The sequence below is a fragment of the Halopseudomonas xiamenensis genome, from assembly GCF_014219065.1.
GTDB lineage: Bacteria > Pseudomonadota > Gammaproteobacteria > Pseudomonadales > Pseudomonadaceae > Halopseudomonas > Halopseudomonas xiamenensis.
In genome coordinates this window covers 256,887-282,412 of sequence record NZ_JACLGO010000001.1, presented here as the reverse complement: position 1 = coordinate 282,412, position 25,526 = coordinate 256,887, and the positions used below count along the sequence as shown (strand labels likewise).

22 protein-coding genes are annotated in these 25,526 nt (G+C 52.2%); 9 read left to right on the top strand and 13 right to left on the bottom strand.

Translation table 11 applies throughout. The annotated features are described in order from the left end of the window. From H6X51_RS01340 to H6X51_RS01295, 10 genes are all read right to left on the bottom strand, one after another. Nucleotides 1-1,157, bottom strand: a 1,157-nt coding sequence (locus tag H6X51_RS01340) for a glycosyltransferase family 4 protein (protein WP_185265707.1), incomplete at its 3' end; no start/stop codon positions are given. Further along, nucleotides 1,154-2,461: a hypothetical protein gene (locus H6X51_RS01335; protein WP_185265706.1), complete on the bottom strand. Its 1,308-nt coding sequence runs from the start codon at nt 2,459-2,461 to the stop codon at nt 1,154-1,156. The genes H6X51_RS01335 and H6X51_RS01340, both read right to left, overlap by 4 nt. A 215-nt stretch (nt 2,462-2,676) precedes the next feature. Further along, entirely contained in the window at nt 2,677-3,570 is an 894-nt protein-coding gene (locus H6X51_RS01330) for a glycosyltransferase family 2 protein (RefSeq protein ID WP_185265705.1), read from the bottom strand. Beyond that, complete coding sequence (gene murB, locus H6X51_RS01325; protein WP_185265704.1) at nt 3,570-4,562, bottom strand: UDP-N-acetylmuramate dehydrogenase; 993 nt, start codon at nt 4,560-4,562, stop codon at nt 3,570-3,572. Before murB ends, H6X51_RS01330 begins: the two co-directional genes overlap by 1 nt. Further along, nucleotides 4,555-5,862: a UDP-N-acetylglucosamine 1-carboxyvinyltransferase gene (locus H6X51_RS01320; protein ID WP_221627151.1), complete on the bottom strand. Its 1,308-nt coding sequence runs from the start codon at nt 5,860-5,862 to the stop codon at nt 4,555-4,557. Before H6X51_RS01320 ends, murB begins: the two co-directional genes overlap by 8 nt. After that, nucleotides 5,816-6,781, bottom strand: a complete 966-nt coding sequence (locus tag H6X51_RS01315) for an ATP-grasp fold amidoligase family protein (protein ID WP_185265703.1) — start codon at nt 6,779-6,781, stop codon at nt 5,816-5,818. The genes H6X51_RS01320 and H6X51_RS01315 overlap by 47 nt, the downstream gene beginning before the upstream one ends. Before the next feature lie 149 nt (nt 6,782-6,930). Continuing rightward, complete coding sequence (locus H6X51_RS01310) at nt 6,931-8,226, bottom strand: lipopolysaccharide biosynthesis protein (RefSeq protein WP_185265702.1); 1,296 nt, start codon at nt 8,224-8,226, stop codon at nt 6,931-6,933. A 535-nt stretch (nt 8,227-8,761) separates the two neighbouring features. Beyond that, nucleotides 8,762-10,591: a glutamine--fructose-6-phosphate transaminase (isomerizing) gene (gene glmS, locus H6X51_RS01305; protein WP_185265701.1), complete on the bottom strand. Its 1,830-nt coding sequence runs from the start codon at nt 10,589-10,591 to the stop codon at nt 8,762-8,764. Nucleotides 10,592-10,883: 292 nt separating this feature from the next. Continuing rightward, nucleotides 10,884-11,369 carry a transcription/translation regulatory transformer protein RfaH gene (rfaH, locus tag H6X51_RS01300; protein ID WP_185265726.1) on the bottom strand — a complete coding sequence of 162 codons (486 nt, stop codon included), beginning with the start codon at nt 11,367-11,369 and terminating at the stop codon, nt 10,884-10,886. 234 nt (nt 11,370-11,603) lie between these two features. Next, a complete protein-coding gene (locus H6X51_RS01295; RefSeq protein WP_185265700.1) occupies nt 11,604-13,004 on the bottom strand; it encodes an MBL fold metallo-hydrolase RNA specificity domain-containing protein in 1,401 nt (466 codons plus the stop codon). Between the two features lie 242 nt (nt 13,005-13,246). Between H6X51_RS01295 and H6X51_RS01290 the strand changes: the two genes are divergently transcribed. The 9 genes from H6X51_RS01290 (at nt 13,247) to H6X51_RS01250 (ending at nt 22,067) form a co-directional block, all read left to right on the top strand. Continuing rightward, on the top strand, nt 13,247-13,684 hold the full coding sequence (locus tag H6X51_RS01290) for a low molecular weight protein-tyrosine-phosphatase (protein WP_185265699.1): 438 nt from the start codon (nt 13,247-13,249) through the stop codon (nt 13,682-13,684). A gap of 27 nt (nt 13,685-13,711) precedes the next feature. Further along, entirely contained in the window at nt 13,712-15,931 is a 2,220-nt protein-coding gene (locus H6X51_RS01285; protein ID WP_185265698.1) for a polysaccharide biosynthesis tyrosine autokinase, read from the top strand. A 95-nt stretch (nt 15,932-16,026) separates the two neighbouring features. Further along, on the top strand, nt 16,027-16,278 hold the full coding sequence (locus H6X51_RS01280; protein WP_185265697.1) for a hypothetical protein: 252 nt from the start codon (nt 16,027-16,029) through the stop codon (nt 16,276-16,278). Nucleotides 16,279-16,364: 86 nt separating this feature from the next. Next, complete coding sequence (locus H6X51_RS01275; RefSeq protein ID WP_185265696.1) at nt 16,365-17,477, top strand: polysaccharide biosynthesis/export family protein; 1,113 nt, start codon at nt 16,365-16,367, stop codon at nt 17,475-17,477. 11 nt (nt 17,478-17,488) lie between these two features. Further along, the gene (locus tag H6X51_RS01270; protein ID WP_185265695.1) at nt 17,489-18,142 is read left to right on the top strand and encodes a YjbF family lipoprotein; all 654 of its coding nucleotides are present in this window, start codon (nt 17,489-17,491) and stop codon (nt 18,140-18,142) included. Next, a complete protein-coding gene (locus tag H6X51_RS01265) occupies nt 18,139-18,921 on the top strand; it encodes a capsule biosynthesis GfcC family protein (protein ID WP_185265694.1) in 783 nt (260 codons plus the stop codon). The genes H6X51_RS01270 and H6X51_RS01265 overlap by 4 nt, the downstream gene beginning before the upstream one ends. Further along, nucleotides 18,911-21,043, top strand: a complete 2,133-nt coding sequence (locus H6X51_RS01260) for a YjbH domain-containing protein (protein WP_185265693.1) — start codon at nt 18,911-18,913, stop codon at nt 21,041-21,043. The genes H6X51_RS01265 and H6X51_RS01260 overlap by 11 nt, the downstream gene beginning before the upstream one ends. A gap of 163 nt (nt 21,044-21,206) precedes the next feature. Next, nucleotides 21,207-21,590 (top strand): VanZ family protein, encoded by a 384-nt coding sequence (locus H6X51_RS01255; RefSeq protein ID WP_185265692.1) that lies wholly within the window; start codon nt 21,207-21,209, stop codon nt 21,588-21,590. Between the two features lie 66 nt (nt 21,591-21,656). Then, nucleotides 21,657-22,067: a PA2817 family protein gene (locus tag H6X51_RS01250; protein WP_185265691.1), complete on the top strand. Its 411-nt coding sequence runs from the start codon at nt 21,657-21,659 to the stop codon at nt 22,065-22,067. Nucleotides 22,068-22,198: 131 nt separating this feature from the next. Here H6X51_RS01250 and H6X51_RS01245 read toward each other — a convergent pair whose 3' ends face one another. From H6X51_RS01245 to H6X51_RS01235, 3 genes are all read right to left on the bottom strand, one after another. After that, nucleotides 22,199-22,537 (bottom strand): helix-turn-helix transcriptional regulator, encoded by a 339-nt coding sequence (locus tag H6X51_RS01245; protein ID WP_185265690.1) that lies wholly within the window; start codon nt 22,535-22,537, stop codon nt 22,199-22,201. Between the two features lie 505 nt (nt 22,538-23,042). Beyond that, nucleotides 23,043-23,972: a ZIP family metal transporter gene (locus H6X51_RS01240; protein ID WP_185265689.1), complete on the bottom strand. Its 930-nt coding sequence runs from the start codon at nt 23,970-23,972 to the stop codon at nt 23,043-23,045. Nucleotides 23,973-24,143: 171 nt separating this feature from the next. Then, nucleotides 24,144-25,508, bottom strand: coding sequence for a DUF1329 domain-containing protein (locus H6X51_RS01235; RefSeq protein ID WP_185265725.1), 1,365 nt, complete (start codon nt 25,506-25,508; stop codon nt 24,144-24,146). Nucleotides 25,509-25,526 lie beyond the last annotated feature (18 nt).

The following is a 25,526-nucleotide window of genomic DNA, read 5'->3' as shown; positions in this document are numbered from 1 at the left end:
CCTAGTTTACCCGGTCGATGGTGAGCAAAAATGACAGAGAAATAAAGGGTTACCCACCAGAAAAGGTGAAGAGCCTTATTTATACAATCAAAAATACAATTTGCAGTCTCTTCAGGAGTACCAGAGAAATTTAGAAACCCATTATCAGAATGCTTCACCAACTCTGTAACCCCATCAGTTACAGTGGATACAACCACACACCCCTGTAACATCGCCTCCTTTATCACATTAGGCAATCGCTCTGCACGATACCTCGACATAAGAACAAAAAAATGAGACATTTTCATAAGCTTTATTAATTCGCGCTGATCTATGTGCCCCAAAAAGTCTACATCATTCTCTATCTCCAGCTTTCTTGCCTCGGATTCGAGAGCAGCTCTACTAGGTCCGTCACCTGCGATATAGAGCTTCGCACCAGGATAAACGCGCGAGACTAACTTAAATGCTCCCAACACATTATCCACACCCTTTTCATTAATAAGCCTGCTTGCCGTAACAAGTATTGGCTTTTCGATTCCCTCATATATTCTTGAAATGTCTTCTGTCCGAGCAACTGTATCAACGCCTCGATGAACTACTCGGATTTTATTATTATCAACCCCTATGCGCTGCAAGCTTGAAACATTACTCTCTGCATGAGTAAATATGACAGGCAAGCTCTGCGCCAAAGACTCAGCTAAAGGATACGCCTCCAACAGATCGTGCGCCCCAAGAAACTGAGTTAAGGTGGTATCCGGCATATATTTTTTTACAAGCGTTCCTACCATTGAAGGATAGTGCCCCCAGAAGAGATGAACCACATCTGGTTTATCTTTATAGATGCTAGAAAAAATTGATATCGCCGACGGATATAGCACCAAACTTTTAGCTATGTGCTTCCTTGACCTCATTCTCATAACTCTATTCAAGAGGTATAGGGAAATTATCGGATGTAAAAAAAGAAATCCCAAAAACTGAAAAAAAGACCTTATTGAAAAATTCTCAACATAGAGCCCATCTAGTCCACGTTGCTCAATCAGTTTTCGATGCATTCTATGACTTGGGCGCATTCCATATACATTTACAACATGCCCGGCACGCCTTAAAGCCTTGATATCAACGCCTGCAAAAGTTTCACTTGGAACAGGGAACTGCATTAAAACATAACTTATATTCATTGCACTTCTCTTCCCCGCCGACTTATTAAATAGGCTGAAGCAACAAGTGCCAATATAGCATAATAGAAAAAAGACAACCTAATTTGTTCGGTGAAGTTATTCCCGATACTCATCAACGGAACCGTCAGCAGCCACACAAAAATCGCAAAATATAAAGAATAAAAACTACTTGTCACAGGAGTAACCTTCAGTAACCTCAAGCAATAACAACAGGATATAGAGATAGGATACAAAAAGTATAGAACCAAACCAATAAGCCCATATCGATAAAATTGATAATTGTAAATTGACTCAACATACTCCATCTCATCCTTTGCCGGGCCATTTCCAAAAAACAGTATCAATGGATTTGTTAGCGCCTTATCCAAAGCAAATAAAAATTGGTTAATTCTAATATTTGCAGAACTTCCCACCCCCTCACCTTCCAGCACTCGAACAAACTGCCCTGTCAAATAAGCAAAGTTTTCAATCAAAAAAGGCAACATAGCGAGCAAGGAAAACAAAATAACAAAAAAAAGCAAAAAGAAATACAAAACACCTTTTTTCACTCTCAACCTTAGAGCATCGAAATTAAAGAACAAAAGCGATAATGGCAAAATCAAGAAGAAACCGATCAAGAACCCGACAACTACTGAGCGAGACTGAGGAAGAACAAACATCACTATCGCGACACCCGAAAGAACTAGATATCTCGGGCTTAAAAATATAGTCTTCAGAAAAAAATAAAATATAAAAAAACTCATCACAAAAGCATAGTCATACGGATTTACAAACGGCGTTGATACCCGACGCGTACGTATATTTATCTGCTTGGTATAAAGCTGACTAATATCATCAAAAAACCCATAATAATGATTAACTCCGAGAGCAACAAGAATCCAAAAGACAAAGATCAACAACCGCTCAAAACCGGCCAGAGAATAGCCATTCTTGAAAGTGAAAAAAGCCATTGTAAAAACTAGAAAGTATAAAATCGGCCGATGAAGTTCGAAAAAATCTCTTTCAGAAATATTAACACCGCCCCAAACAGCACCAACTGCCATGGATAGAGGAATATGTAACGCGAAAAAAACAAAAACCAGCGCTATTGATAAATATACTTCTTTCTCTTTATTATCAGAAAAATATAGAGCCAGCCTTCCTCTGCCAAGAAAAAACAGCGAAATCAATGCAATAATCCCACCGTTTACCAACATTGCTCCTGCGGTCCCTAACTGCTTCTGAAAGACAGGAAAGAAAAAAGCAAACAGTAAAACAAGAAAAAACAAACGGCGATCAATCGAATCTCCCGTAACACTATGCATATAGCCCACCCCAGAAACTTGTCAGCAAAAACATACTCACATGCACATCTACCACTCCGATACAAGAGAGACAACCAATCAGTAGCGCGACCCAGAATTCATATAATAAATAGCGTCTTCACCCCTTCAAGAAGGGTGAACAATACAACAGGCTATTCACCAATAAAACAGACAAATTTTAATCTAGAACTCAGCATTAAAAACATAAAAGTAAATTATTTTTTACAAACCCAAAATAGCTCTCTATCAACTCTTCTATGAGTATTCCCCACGCAGATATAGAACATTTCTAGCAGCCACAGTCTTGCGAGCTTGAAATCTTTTCTCTCAAGAGAAGCTTTTAACATGGAAATTGCGATACCAATATACAGAAAAAACCTATTTCTTTTGAGCCAATGGATCTCGCGCTGTGCTTTTTCTCTTGCTTTATTTGAGTATTCATATTGGACAAATTTCTTTTTGGGCGAATGAGATGCGCCATCTTCAAAAACATGTTTATCATATAAGCGCTCTTTCAGAGCATGTATAGCCCCCAACTCGATAATTCTCCAGTACAACTCCCAGTCCTGACTATACTTAAACCGCTGATCGTATCCACCAGCATCTCTAAGTGCACTCGTACGATACATGACCGTTCCGTGCGTAAATGGCACTCTTTTTTTTAGTATATCTTTTGTAAGATCTTCAACAACATCATAGTCCGAGCTAAATCGCTCTCCTGAATCCCTACATAGATAATGAGAACAACCAAGAGCCACCACTTTTCCATTTGCTTCTAGATACTCAAATTGCTTTCTTATTTTATTTTTTTCTGCCTTATCTCCTGCGCCATGAATTGCGACATACCTCCCTCGAGCAGCGTTAATTCCGGTAGTGATAGCCGCTGTAAAGCCCGCATTCTCTTGATGAATAACCTTCATACGTACATCGCTATAAGAATCAAGAACAGCTCTCACATTCGGATCAGAGCTACCATCATTTACAACTATTATCTCGAATGAGCTGAAGTTCTGTTCCAGCAGACTGTCAATCGAACTCCTTATGTACTTACTTCGATTAAACCATGCACATACAATAGAAACCATTACACACTCATCATTCTTATACATCATGTTTCTATCGCTTTCTCTAAGGGTATAATCCCATTCACGCTGTCAACATATCGAGCTTCAATATCCATACGGTAGCCAGTAGTATTTTCTACTCCGCTCCTCACCTTTTTAATTATACGCATGACATCAACAGCCTTTGCCCCGCCTAGATTAACTATAAAGTTTGCGTGCAAATCTGAAACCTTAGCTCGCCCCACTTCTAATCCCTTATACCCTGAGTCCTCTATTACTTTTCCCGGCGCGCCATATTTTTCATACATTAAAGGATTGCTTATAAATACAGAGCCGCAGTTCGGCTCTTTTCTTGGAAATTTTTTACGTCGAGAAGACAATATTTCTAACATAGCCGCCCTAACTTCTTGCACACCCCCACTAGCTTTACTCAAGCCCATGGAAGCTGAAACAACAATCTCATCTTCTTTTTGATATATTGATGATCTATAAGAAAAATCACACTTATCGAACGTTCGCTTAACAATCTCCCCACGACTATCGATACTTGTAACTGTGGTAACGACACTACCAACACCTTGTCGAAGGCTTCCTCCATTCATGTAAATTAAACCTCCAAAAGTACCAGGGATGCCACAGGTATGTTCCAACCCTGTAAGCCCTGATTTCATTGCCGCTCGGGCCAGTTTAGGCACCCAAACACCTGCTTCAGCGGTGACTATATTGTCTTGAATATCTATCTCTGAAAACAGGCTTCCCATCTTTATGCAAATTGAGCGAACACCTTTATCAGAAAATAGTAAATTACTTGTCTCGCCGATCAGGACGTGGTGCATCTCTCTTTCGTGCAACCATCGTCGTAGCGTAGCAACGTCTTCGATAGAGCGTGGCTGGACGATGATATCTGCGATACCGCCAATTCGCCATCGACTAATTTTATCTAAAGGGACATCTATATCAACACGTCCAACAAGAAGCTGTTTTAGCTCTCTTGCAATGACATGTTTTGGTAGAGTTTGATGAGGCACACTATTCATAAGATACAATCGCACCTAGTGATTTTAGCTTCTCAGCAAAGTTCACATATCCACGACTTATTTGCCAAGCATCATGGATAATCGTCTCTCCTTCTGCCATAAGACCACAAAGAGCCAGCGCTGCACCAGCTCTTAAATCCAACGCGCGCACCTCTGCACCATGTAACCCTCCACCCTTACCTTGTATCTTTAACATGTCGCCGACGACCTCATACTTAACCCCCATACGTGCCATTTCTTCAGCATAAGCATAGCGACCGGGAAAGCGCAGATCGATAATTTTAGACTCTCCCCGCGCCCGCGCCGCCCATGCAGCAAGAATGGGCTGTACGTCAGAGTTAATGCCTGGATGCGGTCCTGTGCTAATCTCTATTGGGTAACAATCGCCACCACATACAATCAGCGAATCATCTCCTTGATACAGCCGCGCCCCTGCCGAGCGCAAATGAGCTAGTACTACCTCGAGATCCCTGTATGGAAATGCATTGATTTCAATATCACCGTTAGTGATTGAAGCAGCGGCCAACCAAGTGATTGCTTCCATATTGTCTGCAATAACCTGATGTTCCGCACCATGCAGCCCTTCTACTCCAGTAATCTCAATATGCTCCTGCCCAAAAACTTGTATTTTTGCGCCCATGCTTTTTAATAGCGCAATAAGATCCAAAATCTCAGGACGAATATGCGGATTCCAAATACGTGAAATGCCTTTAGCAAGAGTTCCAGCCAAAATAGCATTTTCAGTTGCGCCTGTAGATCGCAGTGGCAGATAAATGTCAGCTCCAATCAATCCATCAGTAGCCTCAGCATACAGGTAGTCCCCTTCTTCCCATACCTTCGCTCCCATTCTTTCCAACAGCATCACGTGCAAATCATACTTTCTCTCTCCCAGCTTGCAACCGCCAGGCAAAGGAACACTTCCTTGACCATAACGAGCTGTAAGCGCTCCTAGAATAAGAAGAGTATTTCGAATCGAGCGCCCCTCCCATTGGAGCTGTGTTTTTAACCCCTCCGACTCAGTTATACATATTTCATCACCAGATAACAAAACCGTCTTTTTCCCAAGAGCGTGAAGCATATCAACATGTATTTGCGCATCTGACAATTGGGAGGGGTAGTTTTTTAGTATAATTTGATCACTTGTCAATATACTGGCAGCCAGCAAGCGGAGCGCGGAATTTTTTGCTCCAGCCAAATTTACTTCACCTGACAGCTTTTGCGGCCCGCTGAGACGGAGTGTTTCTCTCATTTCATCAAACATTTTTAACCTCTGTTGAAGCAGTATATTGCCAAAGTCCACCCAAGTACTCATCAAAGCATTTATCGCTAAAACGCCCAAACCCTGCGCTTGGAGTTTGTGTTATTTCGCCAAAAAACACATCCCCTCCATGGAGATACAAGTCAACTCTTGCAAAATCAAACTTAGCTCCTATTTTTTCTGCTACTGGAATCAGCTTATCAAGAGTGGCTTTCGGTATAGATGCTTCTTCAGGCGCCGCTTTATAAGCGGAAAAGTTGTAAGGAAGCCTATCCCCACTCCTCGAAAAGGCTCCTCGGGTGTGTCCAGAGAACCTATCTAGATCAACCTGTATCATAGATACTTTCCCATGAAAAACGAAGAACTTATAATCAGCCGGAACCTTGCCATCTTCTTCAACCAGCATTTTTTCTACCAAAAAACCTCGTTTGATTTCGTGAGCCGCCCATATTAAAGACTCCATTTTATACGGAGAATCTCGCCAAATTTTTAACCTTTCCTTTATTATCGAAATGTCCGCTAAATCTCTGATAAATATATTTAGCCCAGACGCCCAATTGGCCTTCACAACAACAGGCAGTTCCAAACCAGAGAAATCAAAACTATCAATATCATAAAAACTGACGGCGGGGATTAATTTAAGCTGTGCTTCATTCGCCATAGGCGCAACCCAAGTACGAGCCAATATTTTATCAGTCACTATGGGCCAAACACTGTCTCGAGAGAAAAGTCTTCTATGTATAAGCTTCTCATTAAATGTCTTAGGATTATCAAGATTCACATCATAACCAAGCAGAGCCCTACCCTTTATCCTCGTATACTCAAACCTCCTATCCAGCTCCCTCTTAAAGAAGCTTTTATAGTCCGACACCTCCTCCTGTAAAATACGCTTCCTGGCTCGAGAATATCGATATCTATATAAAATCTCTTTTAGTTTAGCAAGCTTATCAATATAACCCATTTCACTTCCTTTCAATGACTTTGCCAGGAACACCCACACATACTGCCCCACCCGGAACATATTTGGTTGCCACTACATTAGCACCCATAATGCAGTTATTGCCCAAGGATACAACTTAAATACTTGTAATACTTACTCATCATCAAACCTCACATATCCTGCACGGCCTGAGCAGCCCGATTAACATAGAGCACAACCATAGCCATCTGGAAAACCGAATAACCAACTGAAACAAAGGAAAACCAAACAACAAACTCAAACGCAGTCATCTCGAATACTTTAGCTAGCCCAAAGAGGGCCCCAAGCATCAGTACGCGCGCGACATTAATAACCAAAAACACTCGTTGAGAACCAACAATATTTAAGACTTGCACTAACGGCGTAGAAACAAGCATTAAAATTATATAGGGAGTTAGGACGCGTGCATACTGGCCCGCAACAACCCACTCATCTCCAAAGATCAAGGAAAACAATGCCGGCGAGAAAACCGAAAAAATTAAAAGAGGCGCTGCAGCAATAACAAGCACCTTCTTCTGAACCGCCCAAGTTATTTTTTTTATTTTCCCATAATCCCTCTTCCCTATTGACGCAACCTCAGCATAATACGCGTTAGAGATAGCCGCGCCTATCAACCCAGCTGGCACCATCAAAGCCATTTTAGCCAAGCCAAACTGCCCAACTTGCTCGGAGGTATACAAAACCGCTATCATCATGACTGGCGCTTGCACCGAAAGAACCATTAAGAACTGCGACGGAAGGCGATACCAGACAAAATCTTGATAATATTTCACAACGAGTCTTTCTTTGCTTTTTTTTATCCCCGGAAGATAGGTCTTGAAATCTTGGCTTGCAGCCTTGATAAAGCCGGTAATACCTGCACTTTGGCTTAAAAACTGACCGGCAATCAACCCAAATGGCTTTAGCTCTAACAGACCGAACCCTATTTTAGCGATATTGCCAATTAGCGACTGTGAAAACTGTGTCTTCGCAATGACCTTATAGTCTTTCTTACGGGTCGCCCATAAGCTAAACAACTCGTACAAGGCTGCGCCTATTACGCCTATAACAATCAGCCACCACCATGGCAACAAAGCTCCCATGTCAAACCAACCTAAAATAGGCTCAGCCCATACAGCCAACACTAAGATAAGAACGATTGAAAAAAAGCCTATGAGTTTTAAGCAGACCGAAAACAGATTAAACGCCATGATATCTGTTTTCGGCAGAGGAATCGCCTGAACATAGCGCAAGGTCATGACCGGAACCAGTACGACGATAAACGCGGCATATAGTGCCAGCACGCCAAAATCTTCTGGGGAGTAGATCCTTGTCAATATCGGGATGCTTAGCAAGCCTACTACCCGTGCAAAGCTTGCCCCCACCAAGAGGGTCAACATACCCTTAAACACGTTACCGGCGTCACCTTTGAACATTCTTTTAAACATCTACTTAACTCACCCCTTCGACTATTTGGTAAACCCGCACAACACTTTGTAATGGTTTTTAGCAACCTACAAGCTGCGCCATGCCTTCTTCGATTTCCATCTTCGGCTTAAGGACAAGGGGGTATCAGGCCTCACTTTAGTTCTTGAGGGCGTTAGCTGACTGATTTTAACGCCGACGTTCTAGCCTCTGGCAATTATGTAACCGCAGGTTTTGGTTATGTTTCAGCCCGACGCCCTCAGAGGCTCGACGCTTGGGGCTATTTCATCTGTGTTGGCGTTGCAGGATGACTGCTCTTTCTTCACCGTCCGACTTGCCGGATATTGCTTCCAGCCCCTTAAGCGGACCATCAGTAATAGTGAGCGAGTGGTCTTTTTGGAACAGTGGCTAGTCGTCTACCCGTATCAGGCATACTTGCAATATTTCTATTACTTCATCGGTACCGCGCTAGTAGAGTCTGTCCTTTGGGGTACTCATGAAGTAGATCTTGTTTACTCTGTACTTTTTCAATCTGGTCTTTCAACTCATCGATATACGTTATTCCACCGTAACCGATTTGGCCAGATTCCTGGGCTTGTCTACGTCAGTACCTTTTACCAGCGCCACATGGTAGCTAAGTAATTGCAGTGGCAAGGTGTAGATGATGGGCGATACGCTTTCATATACCCAGGGCAGTTTGATGTGGGTTATGCCTTCGCCATTATCCAGATCTGCCCTTTCGCATGCAAAATTGATCAACTGGCCGCCACGGGCGCGGACTTCCTGCAGGTTGGATTTGAGCTTCTCCAGCAGGCTGTCGCTGGGGGCTACACTGACGATAGGCATGTCTTCATCAACCAACGCCAATGGTCCGTGCTTGAGTTCGCCTGCAGCATAGGCTTCGGCATGGATATAGGAAATTTCCTTAAGCTTGAGCGCTCCTTCCATCGCGATGGGATAATGAGGCCCCCGACCAAGGAATAGCGCATGCTGCTTGTTGGCAAAAGTAGCGGACAGTTCTTCAATTTCACCATTGAGTTGCAGGGCTTGCTCCACCAGAGCAGGCAGACCACGCAGTGCCCTTACATTGGCGCTGATCAACTCAGGCGCGCGGCCATTGACCTGAGCCAGGGCGGTGGTCAACCATAGTAATGATACCAATTGGGTAGTGAAGGCCTTGGTTGAGGCCACACCGATTTCCGGTCCGGCCTGGGTAAGCAGACGCCAGTCGGCTTCGCGCACCAATGAGCTACCGGCCACGTTGCAAATGGCCAAGCTGGCGAGATAGCCCTGCTCTTTCGAATAACGCAGAGCTGCCAAGGTATCCGCAGTCTCGCCTGATTGGGAGATGGTAATAAGGAGGGTATTGGCGGGTACAGCTACCTGGCGGTATCGATATTCGCTGGCCACTTCCACCTGACATGGCAAACCGGCCTGCTCCTCGATCCAGTAGCGCGCCACCAAACCTGCGTGGTAGCTGGTGCCACAGGCGACGATATGGATGTTCTGGATATCCGTCAGGCGGGTTTCGGCTTCAGGGCCGAGGATGGCGGTCAGTACGTGGTCTTCCGCCAGGGTGCCGTCCAGGGTATTGGCGATGGCGGCGGGCTGCTCGTAAATTTCCTTGAGCATATAGTGGCGGTATTCGCCTTTGTCCAGGCTGTGCGCCGCATGCTCATAACGCAGCACTGGATATTCCACTGATTGGTTCTGGCGGTTCCAGATTTCGCGGCTTTCCAGAGTCAGGCGGGCGTGGTCGCCCTCTTCCAGATAGATGAACTGGTCTGTTACCTGCAGCAGGGCTAGTGGGTCGGAGGCAATAAAGCGCTCCTCGCTACCCTCGCCTATTACCAGCGGGCTCCCCATGCGGGCACAGTAGAGGGTGTTGGGTTCGTCCTGGTGAATCACGCCGAGGGCGTATGCACCGTGCAATTCTGCCAAGGTGGAGCGGAAAGCACAGAGCAGATTTTTCTTTTGGGCGTAATGATGTGCCAGCAGGTGGGCAACTACTTCGGTGTCGGTTTCCGAGGTGAAATTGTAGCCCAGTTCGATCAGTTTTTTACGCAAGGCGCCGTGGTTCTCAATGATGCCATTGTGCACGATGGCCAGGCGTTCGGAGATGTGCGGATGGGCGTTGCGTTCTGCGGGCTTGCCATGAGTGGCCCAGCGGGTGTGAGCGATGCCCAGGTGGCCGTGGACGGGCTCGGCTGCCAGGGCGTTCTCCAGCTCTATTACCTTGCCAACTGCTCGGGTGCGCTTGATGCCGTTGCCGCTGGCCAGGACCGCTACGCCGGCGGAGTCATAACCGCGGTATTCGAGGCGGCGTAGGCCTTCTATAAGGATGGGGGTTATGTTGCGTTTGGCGACTGCGCCTACTATTCCGCACATATGGGTTACCTGTTGGTTCTGGTCGGGCTGTGGGGCTGGGGGGGGGGGTGCCCCCTCTCCCCAGCCCTCTCCCGCGAGGGGAGAGGGAGCGTTCGTGCATCCCGCTGGTTTTCTATCGGGGGCTTTTTGCCTTTCGCCAAGCGGCTCCCGCTTTACTCCTTCGTGGTTTTGGCACGCTACCGCCCCAAGATTTACTGTCTTTTTCTTGAGGACACTCGGGAATCAAATTTTTGACGCCGAGACGTTGGCGTCGCGGCGCTAATGAGACAGCGGTTGTTTCAAAATGTTCGAATCAGGTTTTCAGTGCTTTCAAAGGTACACGTATATGCTGTTGGCGATGTAGCAGGTTAAGCAGAATGATGGCGCGTTCCTCGCCATCGGCCTTGCAGAAAATGGCATCCAGGTCCTTGAATGGCCCTTCCGTAATGGTCACTTGAGTCCCCACTTCAAATAGTGGCTTATCGCCAATACTTGCCAGTCGCGATTGCAGATCTTCGATAATTTCATCGGGAACCGCGAGCGGCTCGTTGGCGAAAGTGACCAGACGCTGCACGCCCCGAGTGGAGCGGATGCTGTGCCAGCTATCGGTCAGCTTGCACAGATTGATGAAAAGATAACCAGGGAATAATGGCTGTTGTGTGACAGTCCTTTTTCCCTTATGCACCTTTTCGACAGAATGCAGGGGGCAGTAACAGGGGAAATGCTGGTTGCGCAAGTTCTCTTCAGCACGGACTTCTTGTCTTGGCTTGCACTGAATAAGATACCATTGCGCCATCATAGAGTCGTTAGACACAGCTATTCCTTTCTGTCACTTGGGCGGCTCATTGGAAAAGGCATGTTCAACATGCCGCATGGTCCGTCCACAAGGGGTGCGATCTTACCGAGGCTTTACCTTTGCTTACAAGTCTTAATGCCCAAAGATAAGAACAATTATCATAACTACAGCGGCGCCTCAAATACCTACCTATTTTTCGGTATTTTGCAATCGACTTTTCGCTATATACACAAACCCTCAGGGAATAACGACTTCAAACATACGTTTATTTCTCTGCGCTTCCGCCAACAGCGCTCGCGCCAGGCTTGCCTTGGCCTTGCTCTCTCCATGTACCAGGCGCACCTGCTCAGGCCAATGACGCATACGGGTGATAAAACGCACCAGCCCCGCCTGGTCGGCGTGGGCTGAGTAGCCTCCTAAGGTAGTGATGCCCGCCCGAATATCGAACCGTTCCCCTTCCAAGTCCACATAGCCGCCTGCTGGTCCGAACTGCTGAATAGCCTTGCCAGGCGTGCCCTGCGCCTGATAGCCAGTGAAGATAATGTTGTGCCTGGGATCTTCGATCATCGCCTTGAGGTAGTTGATTATCCGCCCTGCACTGCACATGCCGTTGCCGGTGATGACGATGGCGGGTTGTCGGGTATGGGCCAGGCGATTGACCATAGCCTGATGCTGGGCATGGGTACTGACCGTCAGCAACTGTTCAAAGCCCAGCGGTTTGCGTCCCTGGGCAATCTTGGCCAGGGCCTCCTTCGCCCAATAGGGTTTGAGCTGTCGATACAGCGCGGTAAAGCGCGTTGCCAGCGGCGCATCGAGGATGATGGGCATTTCCTTCCAGTCGCCCTGCTGGCTGGTGATGATTTCCTCCAGCTCATAGAGCAGTTCCTGGGTGCGGCCGATGCTGAATGCTGGTATCAACACCGTGCCTCCATCGGACAAGGCTTGCTCCAGTGCCGTTTGAAAGCGCTGGCGCCGGGTGCGCCGGTCTTCATGCAGGCGATCCCCATAGGTGCTTTCCAGCACCACCACGTCAGCCCTGTACGGGATATCTGGCGGGGGCAGCAAGGGGGCATGCGGCGCACCCAGGTCACCCGAAAAGATAATGCGTCGGCTGCGCTTTTCCTGCGGATACCGTACGTCGCACTCCACCCAGGCCGAACCGAGAATATGCCCGGCCCGCTGGAACCGAATGCGGCAAACGAGGTCTTTACGCTCGATGACTGTCGTCCATTCGCGGTATGGCTTGCCATGCAGCAGGGGCTCGACCCGATTGATAAAGCGTTCTGCCAGTTGCGCATTGCGCTGGATGCCGACCATGAAGGCGTCTTCCAGCACGGTGGGTAGCAGCAGGGCCGATGGTTCGGTGCAGTACACCGGGCCGTCGAAGCCTGCGGCAATCAACCATGGTAGCCGGCCCACATGATCGATATGCACATGGGTAAGCACCAGGGCTTGGATGCCAGCAAGAGAGAATTCGATGCTCAGGTCGTTAGCCTGGGCACCGCGACCGGAGGCTTCAGCGCCCTGGAACAAGCCACAGTCGATCAGGATACTGATATCGGAGGTGAGATGCAGTTGATGGCAGGAGCCAGTTACGCCGTTGGTGGCGCCGTGATGCTCGACTTTCGGGTAGGTCATGGGGCGGTCCTTTTGCCGTATGATCCTGGGTGCTGTAGTTTCGCCGAAATACAGAAGATTACTGTGATCTGTGACACACTTCTGCAAGCGCTTTCAACTATATATATGAAGTTTTGACGCATGCCATTTCAATATCACCGTGACATACAGAAATCAGTCGTTTTCTTGACCTTGCAGGGCGTTGTATCTAAAGTTGCGCCCTTGACCAGATAGCCTGCCTACGATGGACGCTACGGAACTGCATGTTTAAATCTATTTTGGTTGTTTGTGTGGGCAATATCTGCCGCAGCCCGACCGGTGAGGCGCTACTCAAGGCGAAGCTGGCGGAAAGGGGTATTCAAGTCAGCTCGGCTGGGCTGGGCGCCCTTGTCGGCAAGCCGCTGGATGCAACAGCAGCCGAGGTGCTGGAAACCCTGGGCCATTCCCTGCCTGATCACCAGGCCCGCCAGCTCACGCCGGAGATGCTGCGTGAGGCGGACCTGGTCCTTGCCATGGAGCAGAAACATCTGCAATCCATCCATGCCATGGCACCTGATGCTCGCGGTAAAACTTTTCTGTTCGGCAAGTGGTCCGATAACCGGGAGGTGCCGGACCCTTACCGCCAGCAGCGACCCGCTTTTGAACACGTACTCAAGCTTCTTGATGAGTCGGCCGATGCCTGGCTGCCTTACCTCAAGTGATGTCATTTCCGTTATAGAGAGCACCTGATGCAGAACACGCCCGCCGCCGCGCCACCGAAAACTAGTGATGAAATTGACCTTCTGGCGCTACTGGGCGCGCTGCTGGATAACAAGACCGTCATCATTGCCTGCACGGCTTTTTTCGCGGTCGTAGGCATTGCCTATGCCATGCTGAGCACTCCTGTCTATCAGGCCAATGCCATAATCCAGGTCGAGGAAAAGTCTTCCGGTGTTGGCAGCCTGCTGGGTAATAGCGAGCTATTCGCCACCACTTCAGCCGCAGTAACGGAAATCGAGCTGCTAAAGTCTCGCCAAGTGATCGGCCAGGCGGTTGACAACCTCAAGCTGACTATCGTGGCCGAGCCCAAACTATTCCCGGTGATTGGTTCCTTTATGCATCGGCGCTTCCAGCCTACGCCGGATCAGCCTGTGGCTTCCGCCCTTCTCGGCTTTGGCAGCTATGCCTGGGGCGGCGAGCAGTTGGACGTTTTCCAACTGGAAGTGCCCTCAGCCTATCAGGGTAAACTGCTAGTCCTGACCACCGGAGAGAATGGTGCCTACACTCTTTCCGATGGTGACGGTAATGAGCTGCTGACAGGGAAGGTTGGCGAAGCGGTAGCGACAAATGGATTCAAGATGCAGGTGGCAACCCTTGTCGCACGTCCAGGGACAGACTTCAACTTAGTCAAACGAGCCAGACTGACGACTATTTTGCACTTCCAGCGCGCTATCGGTGCCAGCGAAAATGCTAAGGACTCCGGCATCCTGTCCATAGTCCTAGAAGACACTCGGCCCAATTATGCAAAAGATATACTGAATGAAGTCAGCCGCCTGTATGTACGTCAGAATGTGGAACGCAAATCGGCCGAGGCACAGCAAAGCTTGGAATTCCTGACCGAGCAACTGCCCCAGGTACGCCGGGATCTGGAAAAGGCCGAGAACGCGCTGAACGCCTACCAGGCCAGCGCCGGCTCGGTGGATATCAGCATTGAAACCCAGTCTTTGCTCAGTCAGATAGTCGAGATTGAGGCTGCAATTTCCGAGCTGACCCTCAAGCGTGAAGCACTGCAACGTCGCTTCACCCAAGACCACCCCAGTTACCAGGCCTTGATGAGCCAGATGAGCCAACTGGAAAGCCGCCGCAATCAAATGTTGAAGGAAGTCGGCGGCCTGCCGGAAACCCAGCAGGAGTTGCTGCGCTTGACTCGTGATGTGCAGGTCAGCACGGAAATCTACACTCAGATGCTGAACAAGTCCCAGGAGCTGGACGTCATGCGAGCCGGCACTGTAGGCAATGTGCGCATCATTGATGACGCTGCAGTGGATACCGGCGCACCGGTCAAGCCTAGGAAAGCCCTTATTGTGGTACTGGCTACCTTGCTGGGCGGGATGCTGGGAGTTGCCATTGCCCTGCTGCGTCATGCTCTGAACCGTGGCATCGAAAATCCGGAGCTGATTGAACAGTTGGGTCTCCCGGTCTATGCCTCTGTTCCTTTCAGCAAGGACCAGGAAGTGATGGAGCGCAGTTTCAAAGGTAAAAGCAGTCACGTACAAGGCTCGAACCTGCTGGCGGCCACCAATCCGGCGGACCTGTCCATCGAGGCCCTGCGCAGCCTGCGCACCAGCCTGCATTTCGCCATGATGGAAGCCAAGAACAATGTGCTGATGATCTCTGGCCCCAGTCCGGGGGTGGGCAAGTCCTTCGTTTCGGTCAACCTCGCAGCCATCATTGCCCAGTCCGGACAGAAAGTCATGCTGATTGACGGCGATATGCGCAAGGGTTACCTGCACAAGCTGGTTGGTCGTGAGCCTGAGCCGGGCCTGTCCGCTCTGCTGGCCAACACCCACACCTTGGCTGACGTGGTACACAAAAGCGAAGTCGAGGGGCTGCATTTTATCAGCCGCGGGCAGATTCCGCCGAATCCGTCGGAACTGCTGATGCATGCAAACTTCCAGACCCTACTGGATCAGCTGAGCAATATGTATGACCTGATCATCATCGACACGCCGCCGATCCTGGCCGTGACCGATGCCGCCCTGGTCGGTCGCCTGGCGGGCACCAACCTGATCGTGACCCGTTTCGGCCTGAACCCGGTCAAGGAAGTGGAACTGACCGTGCAGCGTTTCCGTCACAATGGTATCGAGATCAAGGGCGCGATCTTCAACGCGGTGCAGAAGAAGGCTTCCGCCTACGGCTATGGCAATTACGGCTATTATCAGTATGAATACAAGTCGGATGCCAAATAAATAGATTTGCAATACGGAACCATTATGCTTACAAGGGTTCCCATGGGTAATCAAGTCGGTATAATCCGGTAAACACAATCTTGAGGAGTCGAGACATGAAAAAACAAACAATCGCTCTGGTGGCCAGTGGTCTTCTGCTCGCCTCCGGTATGACTTTCGCACAGCAGGACACCGACGCAGCAGCCGGTACCGCAGCCACCACACCAACTGGCGCTGAGGGCACTCTGGGCAGCTACGGCGGCGTAGCTCTGGGCGTTGCTGCCGTAGGTCTGGCAGCAGCAGCGGCATCCGACAGCGGCGGCGGCGGCACTTCCACCAGCACCAGTACTTCCACCACTACCAACTGACCAGTTAGTAGCGGCTGAACGAAGCCACCTGAAACCTCGTTTTGGGTGGCTTTTTTTTACCTGGACTCCACAGAAGAACACCAATCATGATCCGATTTCCGCTTGTCGCTCTGGGCGCCTCTACCCTTCTCCTCCAAGCCTGCATGTTCTCCCCCGGCATGCATATGGATACCGATCGGCTGATCAGCCAGGACTCCGCCGAGAACAGCATGGTGGAAATAGTCCAGATTACTCCCAAGCTGATTGCGCAGGACCAAGCTGTCAAAGGTGACGTAGAAGTCCCCCAGGAGCTCCTTGATTATTCACCAGAAAATTATCGGATCGGCGCCAACGATGCACTATTTATCACTGTTTGGGATCACCCGGAACTCACCATCCCAGGAGGCCAGCAGCAGCCTTCCAGCGCCAACGCTCGGGTTGTTCGTGATGACGGTACGTTGTTTTATCCTTTTATTGGCAACGTGCATGTTGCCGGTAAGACCCTTGAGGAGCTGCGCGAAATCATCGCTACGCGCCTAGCTCGTTACATCGAGCAACCTCAGGTTGATGTCAACGTCATCGAATACAACAGCCAGAAGATCTATTTCAGTGGCGCCTTTGAAAATGCTGACGTAATACCAGTCAACGCTCAGCGGCTGACTCTGCTGCAAGCCATTGGCCGAGCAAGCATCGACACTCAACGCGCAGATCTCTCCAACCTGTTATTGATTCGTGACGATAAGACATACAGACTTGATTATGACCGCCTGACAAGCAGCTCCAGCCTCATCGGTGATGTTTATCTCAAACCCGGCGACAAGGTACATATGGGGCTGAATGATGCACGCAAAGTCTTCGTCATGGGCGAAGTTGGTCGGCAAGGCTCACTAGCTTATCGCACAAGCCGTATGACTCTTAGCGAGGTGTTAGCAACTGTAGGTGGCCCCTCACCAACGACCTCCAGTGGAAAAGAGGTATATGTCATTCGCGGCATAGAGAATCTGGACACAGAAAAAGCCGTTGTTTTTCAGCTGAATGCTCAATCACCATCAGCGTTCATTCTCGCTAACCATTTCGAAATGCAGCCTCAGGATGTAGTATTCGTTGGGGCTGCCGGCATCACACGCTGGAACCGTTTTATAAGTCAACTGTTCCCCACTGCAAATATCTTCAGAACCACGCTTCAAATCGAAGACGACGTAAACGACCGCAACAATTGAGGTAGTCTTCGGTGAAGAACATCTTTACTACGGTCGTACTGGGCATGGCCATGGTTGGCGTGACCGGTTGTAACTCCCTGACCGGTGATGCATTGCAAACCATGCGGCTGGCCATTACCGGACCGGAGTCTCCCATAACGGTGGAACGCGTCAATGCCATCGACGCACCTGTGCTACTGGCCCAACTGGGTGTTGCTGAAGCCATGATGGTCAGCAGCGGCGGTGCCACTGGTGTGGTGGAATGGCATGGCGTGACCGAGATGGTGCTCACGCACTATGGCCGCGTCACCCAGACTGCCGGTATGCCTACCGATATCATCACGCCACTGGCAGCTGCCGACCCCTTCGTGGCCGGGCTGCATACCGTGGCCGATGGCCTTCAGGTCACTCGCCTCGTTGATTACCCGGCCTTGTACCGCACCGGTCTGCATCAGCATGCCCGCTATAAGCGCGGTCGCCTGGAGAAGGTCGAGTTCATGGGCGCAAGCCACCAGTTGCTGCGTATCGACGAAGCCATCCGCATGCCGGAGCTAGGGTTCAAGGCTACCAATCATTACTGGGTTGAGCCTGACACCGGCCTGGTACGGCGCAGTACCCAATATCTCGCGCCCGATCTGCCACCCCTGCATCTGACGCTGGTGAAGACTGCGGGAGGCCAACCATGAGCTCTCTGTTGAACCGGCTGGTTGCAACGGGCGCCCTGCTGATCGGCCTGGGTATGTCTGCCGCGCATGCGCAGACGGTTTCCATTGGCGGGGCGGTGCTCAAGCCCGGCGATTATCAATGGCAGCCAGGCGCCCGCCTGCGCGATGCTGCTGTAGCCGGCCAGGTGCGCGCCAGTGCCTGGCCGCTGGGCGCTGCCCTGCTGCGCCAGAGCGCTATCGAACCCCAACAGCGCCTCAAGGCCGGGGTACTGTTCGACCTGCGCATCAACAAGATGTATGCCCAGACGCAGAACGACCCGCAATTACGCGAGCTGATCGAACGGCTGGAGGCCTTTGTCGAGCCGCTGCCGGTTACCGGCCGGGTCAAGGCCGAGCTCAACCCCTTCCAGCTGCTGGTCAAGAGCAATAACCACCTGCTCGAGGCCGGTGACAAGTTGCTTTACCCGACACGTCCCACTTCTGTGCGGGTGATGGGTGCGGTGGCCAGCGACTGCGTGCTGAGCTTCGATGCCGCCCTGGGCATCAAGGACTATCTACGCCAGTGCCCTGCCCACCCGGCAGCTGATCGCAACTATCTGTATATCATCCAGCCGGACGGTGCGGCGGAGCGTATCGGCATGGCCCATTGGAACCAGCAGCAGGGTCACGTCGCGGTTGGGGGGATTCTCTACGTGCCGTTGAACCCCAGCGATATTTCACCGGACACCGCCGATTTGAATGATGATATTGCCAACTTCCTGGCGACTCAGTATCAGCTGGGAGGCCTGCATGCCGAGTAAGTTCGCTGGCCGGCAGGCGGCATTCTTCGCTCCTGCCCTGCTCGCCCTGGCCATTTTGCCGTGCAATGCCTACGCCGACCGTTACCGCACCACCCAGAGTGATTTTGGTGGCGTGGGCCTGCTGCAAACCCCTACGGCCCGCTTTGCCGAGGATGGCAATTTCAGCTTCAATGCCAACCGGGTTTCGCCCTACAGCCGCTACAGTATTTCGGTGCAGCCATTGCCGTGGATGGAAGGCACGCTGCGCTATACCACGCTGAATAACCGGCGCTATAGCTCCTCCGAGGCATTCAGTGGTGACCAGAGCCTGAAGGATAAGGCCATGGATGCCAAGTTCCGGCTCTGGCAGGAGTCCTACTGGATGCCACAGTTGGCCGTGGGCTTTATCGACGCGGCGGGTACTGGTCTGTTCTCCAGTGAATATTTCGTTGCCAACAAGCGCTTCTGGGATCTGGATCTGAGCCTGGGTATCGCCTGGGGTTACCATGGCAACCGGGGTGATATCAGCAATCCCTTTGGCGGCCTGCGTGACAAGGAGCGTGCTGGCCGTGCTGAAGGTGATCGCGGCGGTAACTTCAATACCAGCACCTATTTCAGTGGCCCCGCTGCCTTTTTCGGCGGCGTGGAGTACCAGACACCCTGGGACCGGCTGCGCCTGAAGGTGGAGTTCGACGGCAACGACTATCGTTCCGAGCCGGGTGATCCAAGCTTTGATGCGGCGGATTCGCGTATCAACCTGGGCGCGGTATTTCAAGTCCGCAACGGCATAGATATCAGTGCCGGCTGGGAGCGCGGTAATACCGCCATGATCGGCATTACCTTCCAGACCAACCTCAAGACCGGGCGCGGACCGCAGAAGTTTCTTGATCCGGAGCCAGAGGCTCGCCAGCCCTTGCCTGCGGGCGTGGCCGGCCAGAACGTGGATTGGGTCGATGTCAGCAGCCGCCTGAAGGACAACGCCGGCTTCGAGGTGGAAGAGATCGCCATCAAGGACCGGGAAGTCATCATCACCGGCGAGCAGCGGACCTTCCGTGACGAGGCCGAAGGGGTGACCCGCGCCTCGCGCATCCTGGACAACAGCCTGGGCGAAGGCAGCTACGACTGGTATACCCTGGTCAACAAGCCACGGGGCATGGCCGTCAGCGAAACCAGCATCAAGCCGCAGAGCCTGCGTGACTACGAAGACAATAGCACTGACGTCCAAGGCCTGCGCCGCGGTATCGTCAATGCTACCCCCAGCGTGGTCAGCAAGGATGTGGTGCATACCCCCGAACTGGACAAGTTCGATTGGGGTCTGTCGCTGGGCTACAAGCAGAACATGGGTGGCCCGGATGGGTTCATCCTCTATCAGTTCCTGGCACGCGCCAACGCCGAGTACCGCTTCAACCGCAACAACTGGGTACGCGGTACGCTGGGTGCGAACCTGATTAACAACTTCGACAAGTTCGAACATCGCGGCTCGAGCAACATGCCTAGGGTACGGACCTATATCCGTGAGTACCTGGTGACCTCGGACGTAGTGCTGGAGAACCTGCAATACACCTGGACCAAGCGCCTGGATCGCGATGTGTATGCCATGGCGTATGGCGGTCTGCTGGAAAGCATGTTCGGCGGTGTGGGTGGCGAGGTGCTCTATCGTCCATTCGATGCTGGCTGGGCGATTGGTGTGGATGCCAACTGGGTGAAACAGCGCGGCTTCCGTCAGGACTTCGACTTCCGCGATTATTCGACCTGGACCGGGCATATCACTGGTTATTCGCAGACAAAGTTCTGGGACATTCTGGCCAAGGGTAGTGCCGGTCGGTACCTGGCTGGCGACTATGGCGCCACGCTGGACCTGTCGCGACGCTTTTCCAGTGGTGTGATCGTCGGTGCCTGGGCGACCAAGACCAATGTCTCGTCGGAAGAGTTCGGTGAGGGTAGCTTCGACAAGGGTATCTACTTTACCTTCCCGTTCGATGCCTTCTTCGCCAAGTCGTCCACTTCCAGCGGCACCATCGCCTGGAACCCGACAACCCGGGACGGCGGCGCGCGGCTGAGCAGGCAGTACAGCCTGTATAACATGACCGGGGCGCGGGATATCGAGTGGTTCAATGATGGGTTCGGGCGCATGGTAGAGTGATGCCCTGCGCTCATCAGATAACGGGTTGTCGAGCGCCTGCTCGACGACTGCGTTGCTCAGCGTCCGTAGGCGTAGCGCAGGGGCGCTACACCCCCAGGGGTGTTACGAGGTACTCTACCTGGGGTTGTCGAGCGCCTGCTCGACGACAGGATACTCTGCCCCCATGCGCCTGATCATCGGCCGCCACTGGGCCCGCTACCGACCGCTCTACAGAATCCTGTTCTTCTCGGTTCTGTTTCTGGGCATGTACCTCGGCATGCGCCCCGGCCCACCGCCCACGCCATTCAAGTTCAGCATGGTGGATTCGCTCTACCATGCTGGCGGGCTGTTCGTCTGCACCCTGCTGAGCTACATGGCCTTCCCCCGCTGGCGCTGGTGGTTACGCGGCGTGCTGATGTTTGCCGTGGGGGTCGCGGTGGAGTTCGTGCAATCCTTCCACCCTACCCGCTCGGCGGATATTCATGATATCTACGCCAATAGCGTTGGTGTTGTGGCTGGGTTGTTGGTGATTCTGGTGTGGCAGTGCAGGGCTGTGCGTCGAGCTTGAGCTGCAAATTCCAACATTCCTCCCAGCTCTGCTAGACTGCCGGCCTGATTACCCCGGGAGCCCGCCATGAATACCAATCTGCCCTACCACCGCTACCACCTGGCCCTACTGAAAAGCCTTTTCGATACCCTGCGGGCGCAGGCGGTATTGATGACCCAGATGCCTGAGGAAAGCAGCATCCTGTTCCTGGAACGCTTTGAGGAGCTGATAGCTCAGCTGGAGGCGGGTGAGCAGGATGCACTGTATGCTGGCCAAGAGATTATCTGCCAGGTGATCAGCCGTTATCCGCAGGTAGCCCATATGATCCCGCGTGATCTGCTCTGGTACTTTGGGGGTGATTGCCTGCATTACATGCCGGATGAGGAGATTGCCCAGTATCAGCTGCTGGATGAGCATCAGGCCGAGGCTGAGGCGCGTGGGGAGGAGTTCGATTGGGAACAGGCTCGGCAGTTGTTGATGAGTCGGCCTGCTGGGTAGATAGGCACCGGCTCAAAGAGTCGTACTGGTTACGTCAACCGTGATATGGCCGCCGTCCCGGCTCAAAAGACCAGCAACAACTGGCTCCGTCACCAGATCCAGACATAGGCCTCGCTGGCAGCCGTTCTATTCTAGAAGTCATCCTTTACCTCTTTTCGGGAAGGATGAACACTGCGAGGCAACAGAGAGAGGGTTTTTTCCGCGTTTGCAATGTGCATGGCTGTTACGGATTGATCTGTTTCAAAAAGGGAAACACCAACGAGAGCTGCAAGCTCAAAAACTGCACCTATCGCACACCCCATATCACCCTGTTCAGCGCGATGAACCAAGCCGCGCGACACACCTGCACGCTCTGCCAATTCAGCTATGGTCAACTCACGTTCAATCCGCCCGTTGCGTATCATTAACCCAAGAAGCCGCGCAGCATCCCGACTATAGCGAGAATATGTACGTGTAACAGGTTTTGCCATAAGTGTATCCGCGACCCATTAATAGGACATAAAATAGATTAACGCCCTATTTATAGAACATGAATGTCTGACTTTCAAGAGAAGTGAAGTACTCACTCACCCAAACGCCGTATTCAGGCTGAGGCGCGGAGTGAGGAGTTTAATTGGGAGCAGGCTCGGCGGTTGTTGATGAGTCGGCCTGCTAGGTGATGGGTGCGGGTTGTTCCCCCTCTCCCCAGCCCTCTCCCGCGAGGGGAGAGGGAGCTGGCCGTGCAGGCTGGGGGCTACTGTTTCGTCCTGAGGCTTCTATAAACGGTCATTGCTGACATCTGGACATCATCAATAACTTAATATTGTCAGGAATAAGGAAAAATACCCCGCAGGCACTAACAAGCTCCCTCTCCCCTCGCGGGGCGAGAGCGGAAAAAGCGAAGCACTGCTTCGCCCGCTTGAGCGCCCTGAGCTCTGCGAAGGGCCGGGGCCCGGAGGGGGGCTGGGGAGAGGGGGAAACCCTACACACCCCACCTCACCCAAACGCCGTATCCAGAAACATCATCACCCCAAATCCCACCATCAAACCAATCGTCGCCGGCGTCTGGTGGCCGTTGCGGTGGGTTTCGGGGATGACTTCGTGGGATACCACGAAAATCATCGCGCCCGCCGCCAGTCCCATGCTCACCGGATAGGCAATGGCGAAGGCGCTGGACATTCCGATGCCGACCAGTGCCCCCAGCGGCTCCATCAGCCCGGTGGCCGCCGCTACCAGTGCCGCCCGCCAGGCGGATAACCCTGTGGTACGCAGCGCCAGGGCTACGGCCAGCCCTTCGGGGATATCCTGGATGGAGATGGCAGTGGCCAGCGGTATGCCGACCGCCATATCACCCGCCGCAAACCCCACACCGATCGCCATGCCTTCGGGAATGTTGTGCAGGGTGATTGCCAGGACGAACAGCCAGACGCGGCTGATCCGCTCGAAGCTGGGGCCCTGGTGGCCGATGATTTCATGTTCGTGCGGGGTGAATTGGTCAAGCCCGAGCATTAGCACCACGCCCAGTCCCAGACCGACAACCACGGTCGCGGCCGCTGCCATGTTGTTGCCCAGAATCTCCTGTGCCGCATCGATGCCGGGGAGAATTAGCGAAAAGGCGGCTGCGGCGAGCATCATGCCGGCGGCGAAGCCCAGCATGCTGTCCTGCCGACGCGTGGAGACGTCCCTCAGCACCAGCGCCATGAAGGCGCCCAGGGCGGTGGCGGCAAAGCCGGCGGTGCCGCCGAGCAAGGCAAGGCGCACGTTTATCGCGTTGTCACCGGTCAGGGCGCTGAAGCCGCTGATGATGATCAACAACAGGATGATCAGCACCGAGCCGCCCAGCCCGACGGAGATATAGGGGCTGCGCTGCGCCTGACTGATCCAGGCGGCGCGCAGTTCGGTTGCCAGTGAGGGAGTCTTTTCCATGATAGCTGCTTTGTCGCTTCGCCAAGGGAGATGATATGAGTCTATCAGTTGACAGGAAAACCGGGCCCTTGATTCATTTCAATAAGGCGATTGAGGATGGCTATGGAGGGGCGAAAAAAAAGGGAGCCTGCAAGCAGGCTCCCTTCTTCAATCACCGGGGGTGATCAGCTGTTAACGAACACCCGAGGAGCGCAGGGCTGCCGGGGTGAATTCGTTGTACGAAGGCGTCATGCCGAACGTCGGTGCGGAGGACTCTTCGTTGTACATGCCCAGAGCAATGTAGCGGCCTGCCAGCAGGTCGTACAGGGTCTCGGTGGCATAGCCAGGCAGCTGCTCTGTGTAGTTATGCGCAATGTGGCCTTCCGCTACGCGCCAGAGGGTGCCACGGCCGTCGTAGTGATCAGCCAGGTTCAGCATCCAGGAGTCTTCGTCGAAGAAGAAGTTACGCTGGGCGTAGATGTGACGCTGACCATCCTTCACGGTACCTTCCACTTCCCACACGCGGTGCAGCTCAAAGCGAGTGTGTTCCGGGTTGATGTGACCGGCTTTCAGGATATCGCTGTACTTCAGGTTCGGATCGGACAGCTTGTAGGCGTTGTAGGGAACATAGATTTCCTTCTTGCCGACCAGCTTCCAGTTGTAGCGGTCCGGCGCGCCACTGAACATGGAGAAGTTGTCAGTGGTACGCATACCGTCAGACGCGGTACCTGGGCCGTCGTAGGCTACCTGTGGAGCACGGCGTACGCGGCGCTGACCAGCGTTGTATACCCACGCCATGCGCGGTTCCTTCAGCTGATCCAGGGTGTCGTGAACCAGCAGTACGTTACCAGCCAGACGTGCCGGGGCGTTGACGCGCTGTTTGAAGTAGACCAGGACGTTGGCTGCCTTTTCCAGATCCACGTCAGGCATGAACTGCGGATAGGCCACGTCTTCCTGGAACTTGATCAGCGTGTAGGAGCCGTTGGTCTGCGGCATCGCCTGCACGTAGGAGCGCTGGATGTTCTTGCGATAGCGGGTCAGGTGATTCCACACCACTTCGCCACCGACCTTGGGAATCGGGAAGGCGAAACTGCCGTGGGTGAAGTTGTCGATACCGTCACCACCGTTCAGCAGCTCGGCCTTGCCTGCGGTCTGCTTGACCTGGTCATAGACCGACTGCGGCAGGCTGACGCTGCGGTGGCTCTTGTACACCGGCATGCGGAAGGTCTCAGGATAACGCTCGAACATGGCTACCTGGCCAGGGGTCAGGTTGTCCTTGTGCTCCTGGTAGTTCTGCGCGGTGATGACGAATTCCGCCTGCTCACCTGCATAGGGGTTTTCGCTGAAGTTGCGCTCCAGCTTTTTGCCAGCGTCCACCGCCAGACCACCGGTCCACTCGGGGATGGTGCCTGCAGCGTTGGCGGCTTTTTCAGCGCCAACCGGAGTCAGGGTGGTGCCCAGCTGATCGATCTCGGCCTGGGTCAGGCTTTGTGCCATAACACTGGTGGCGATCATGCTGAGGGCAAGACCACATGCACCGAATACTGTTTTTTGCATACGCATAGTGTTCTCTCC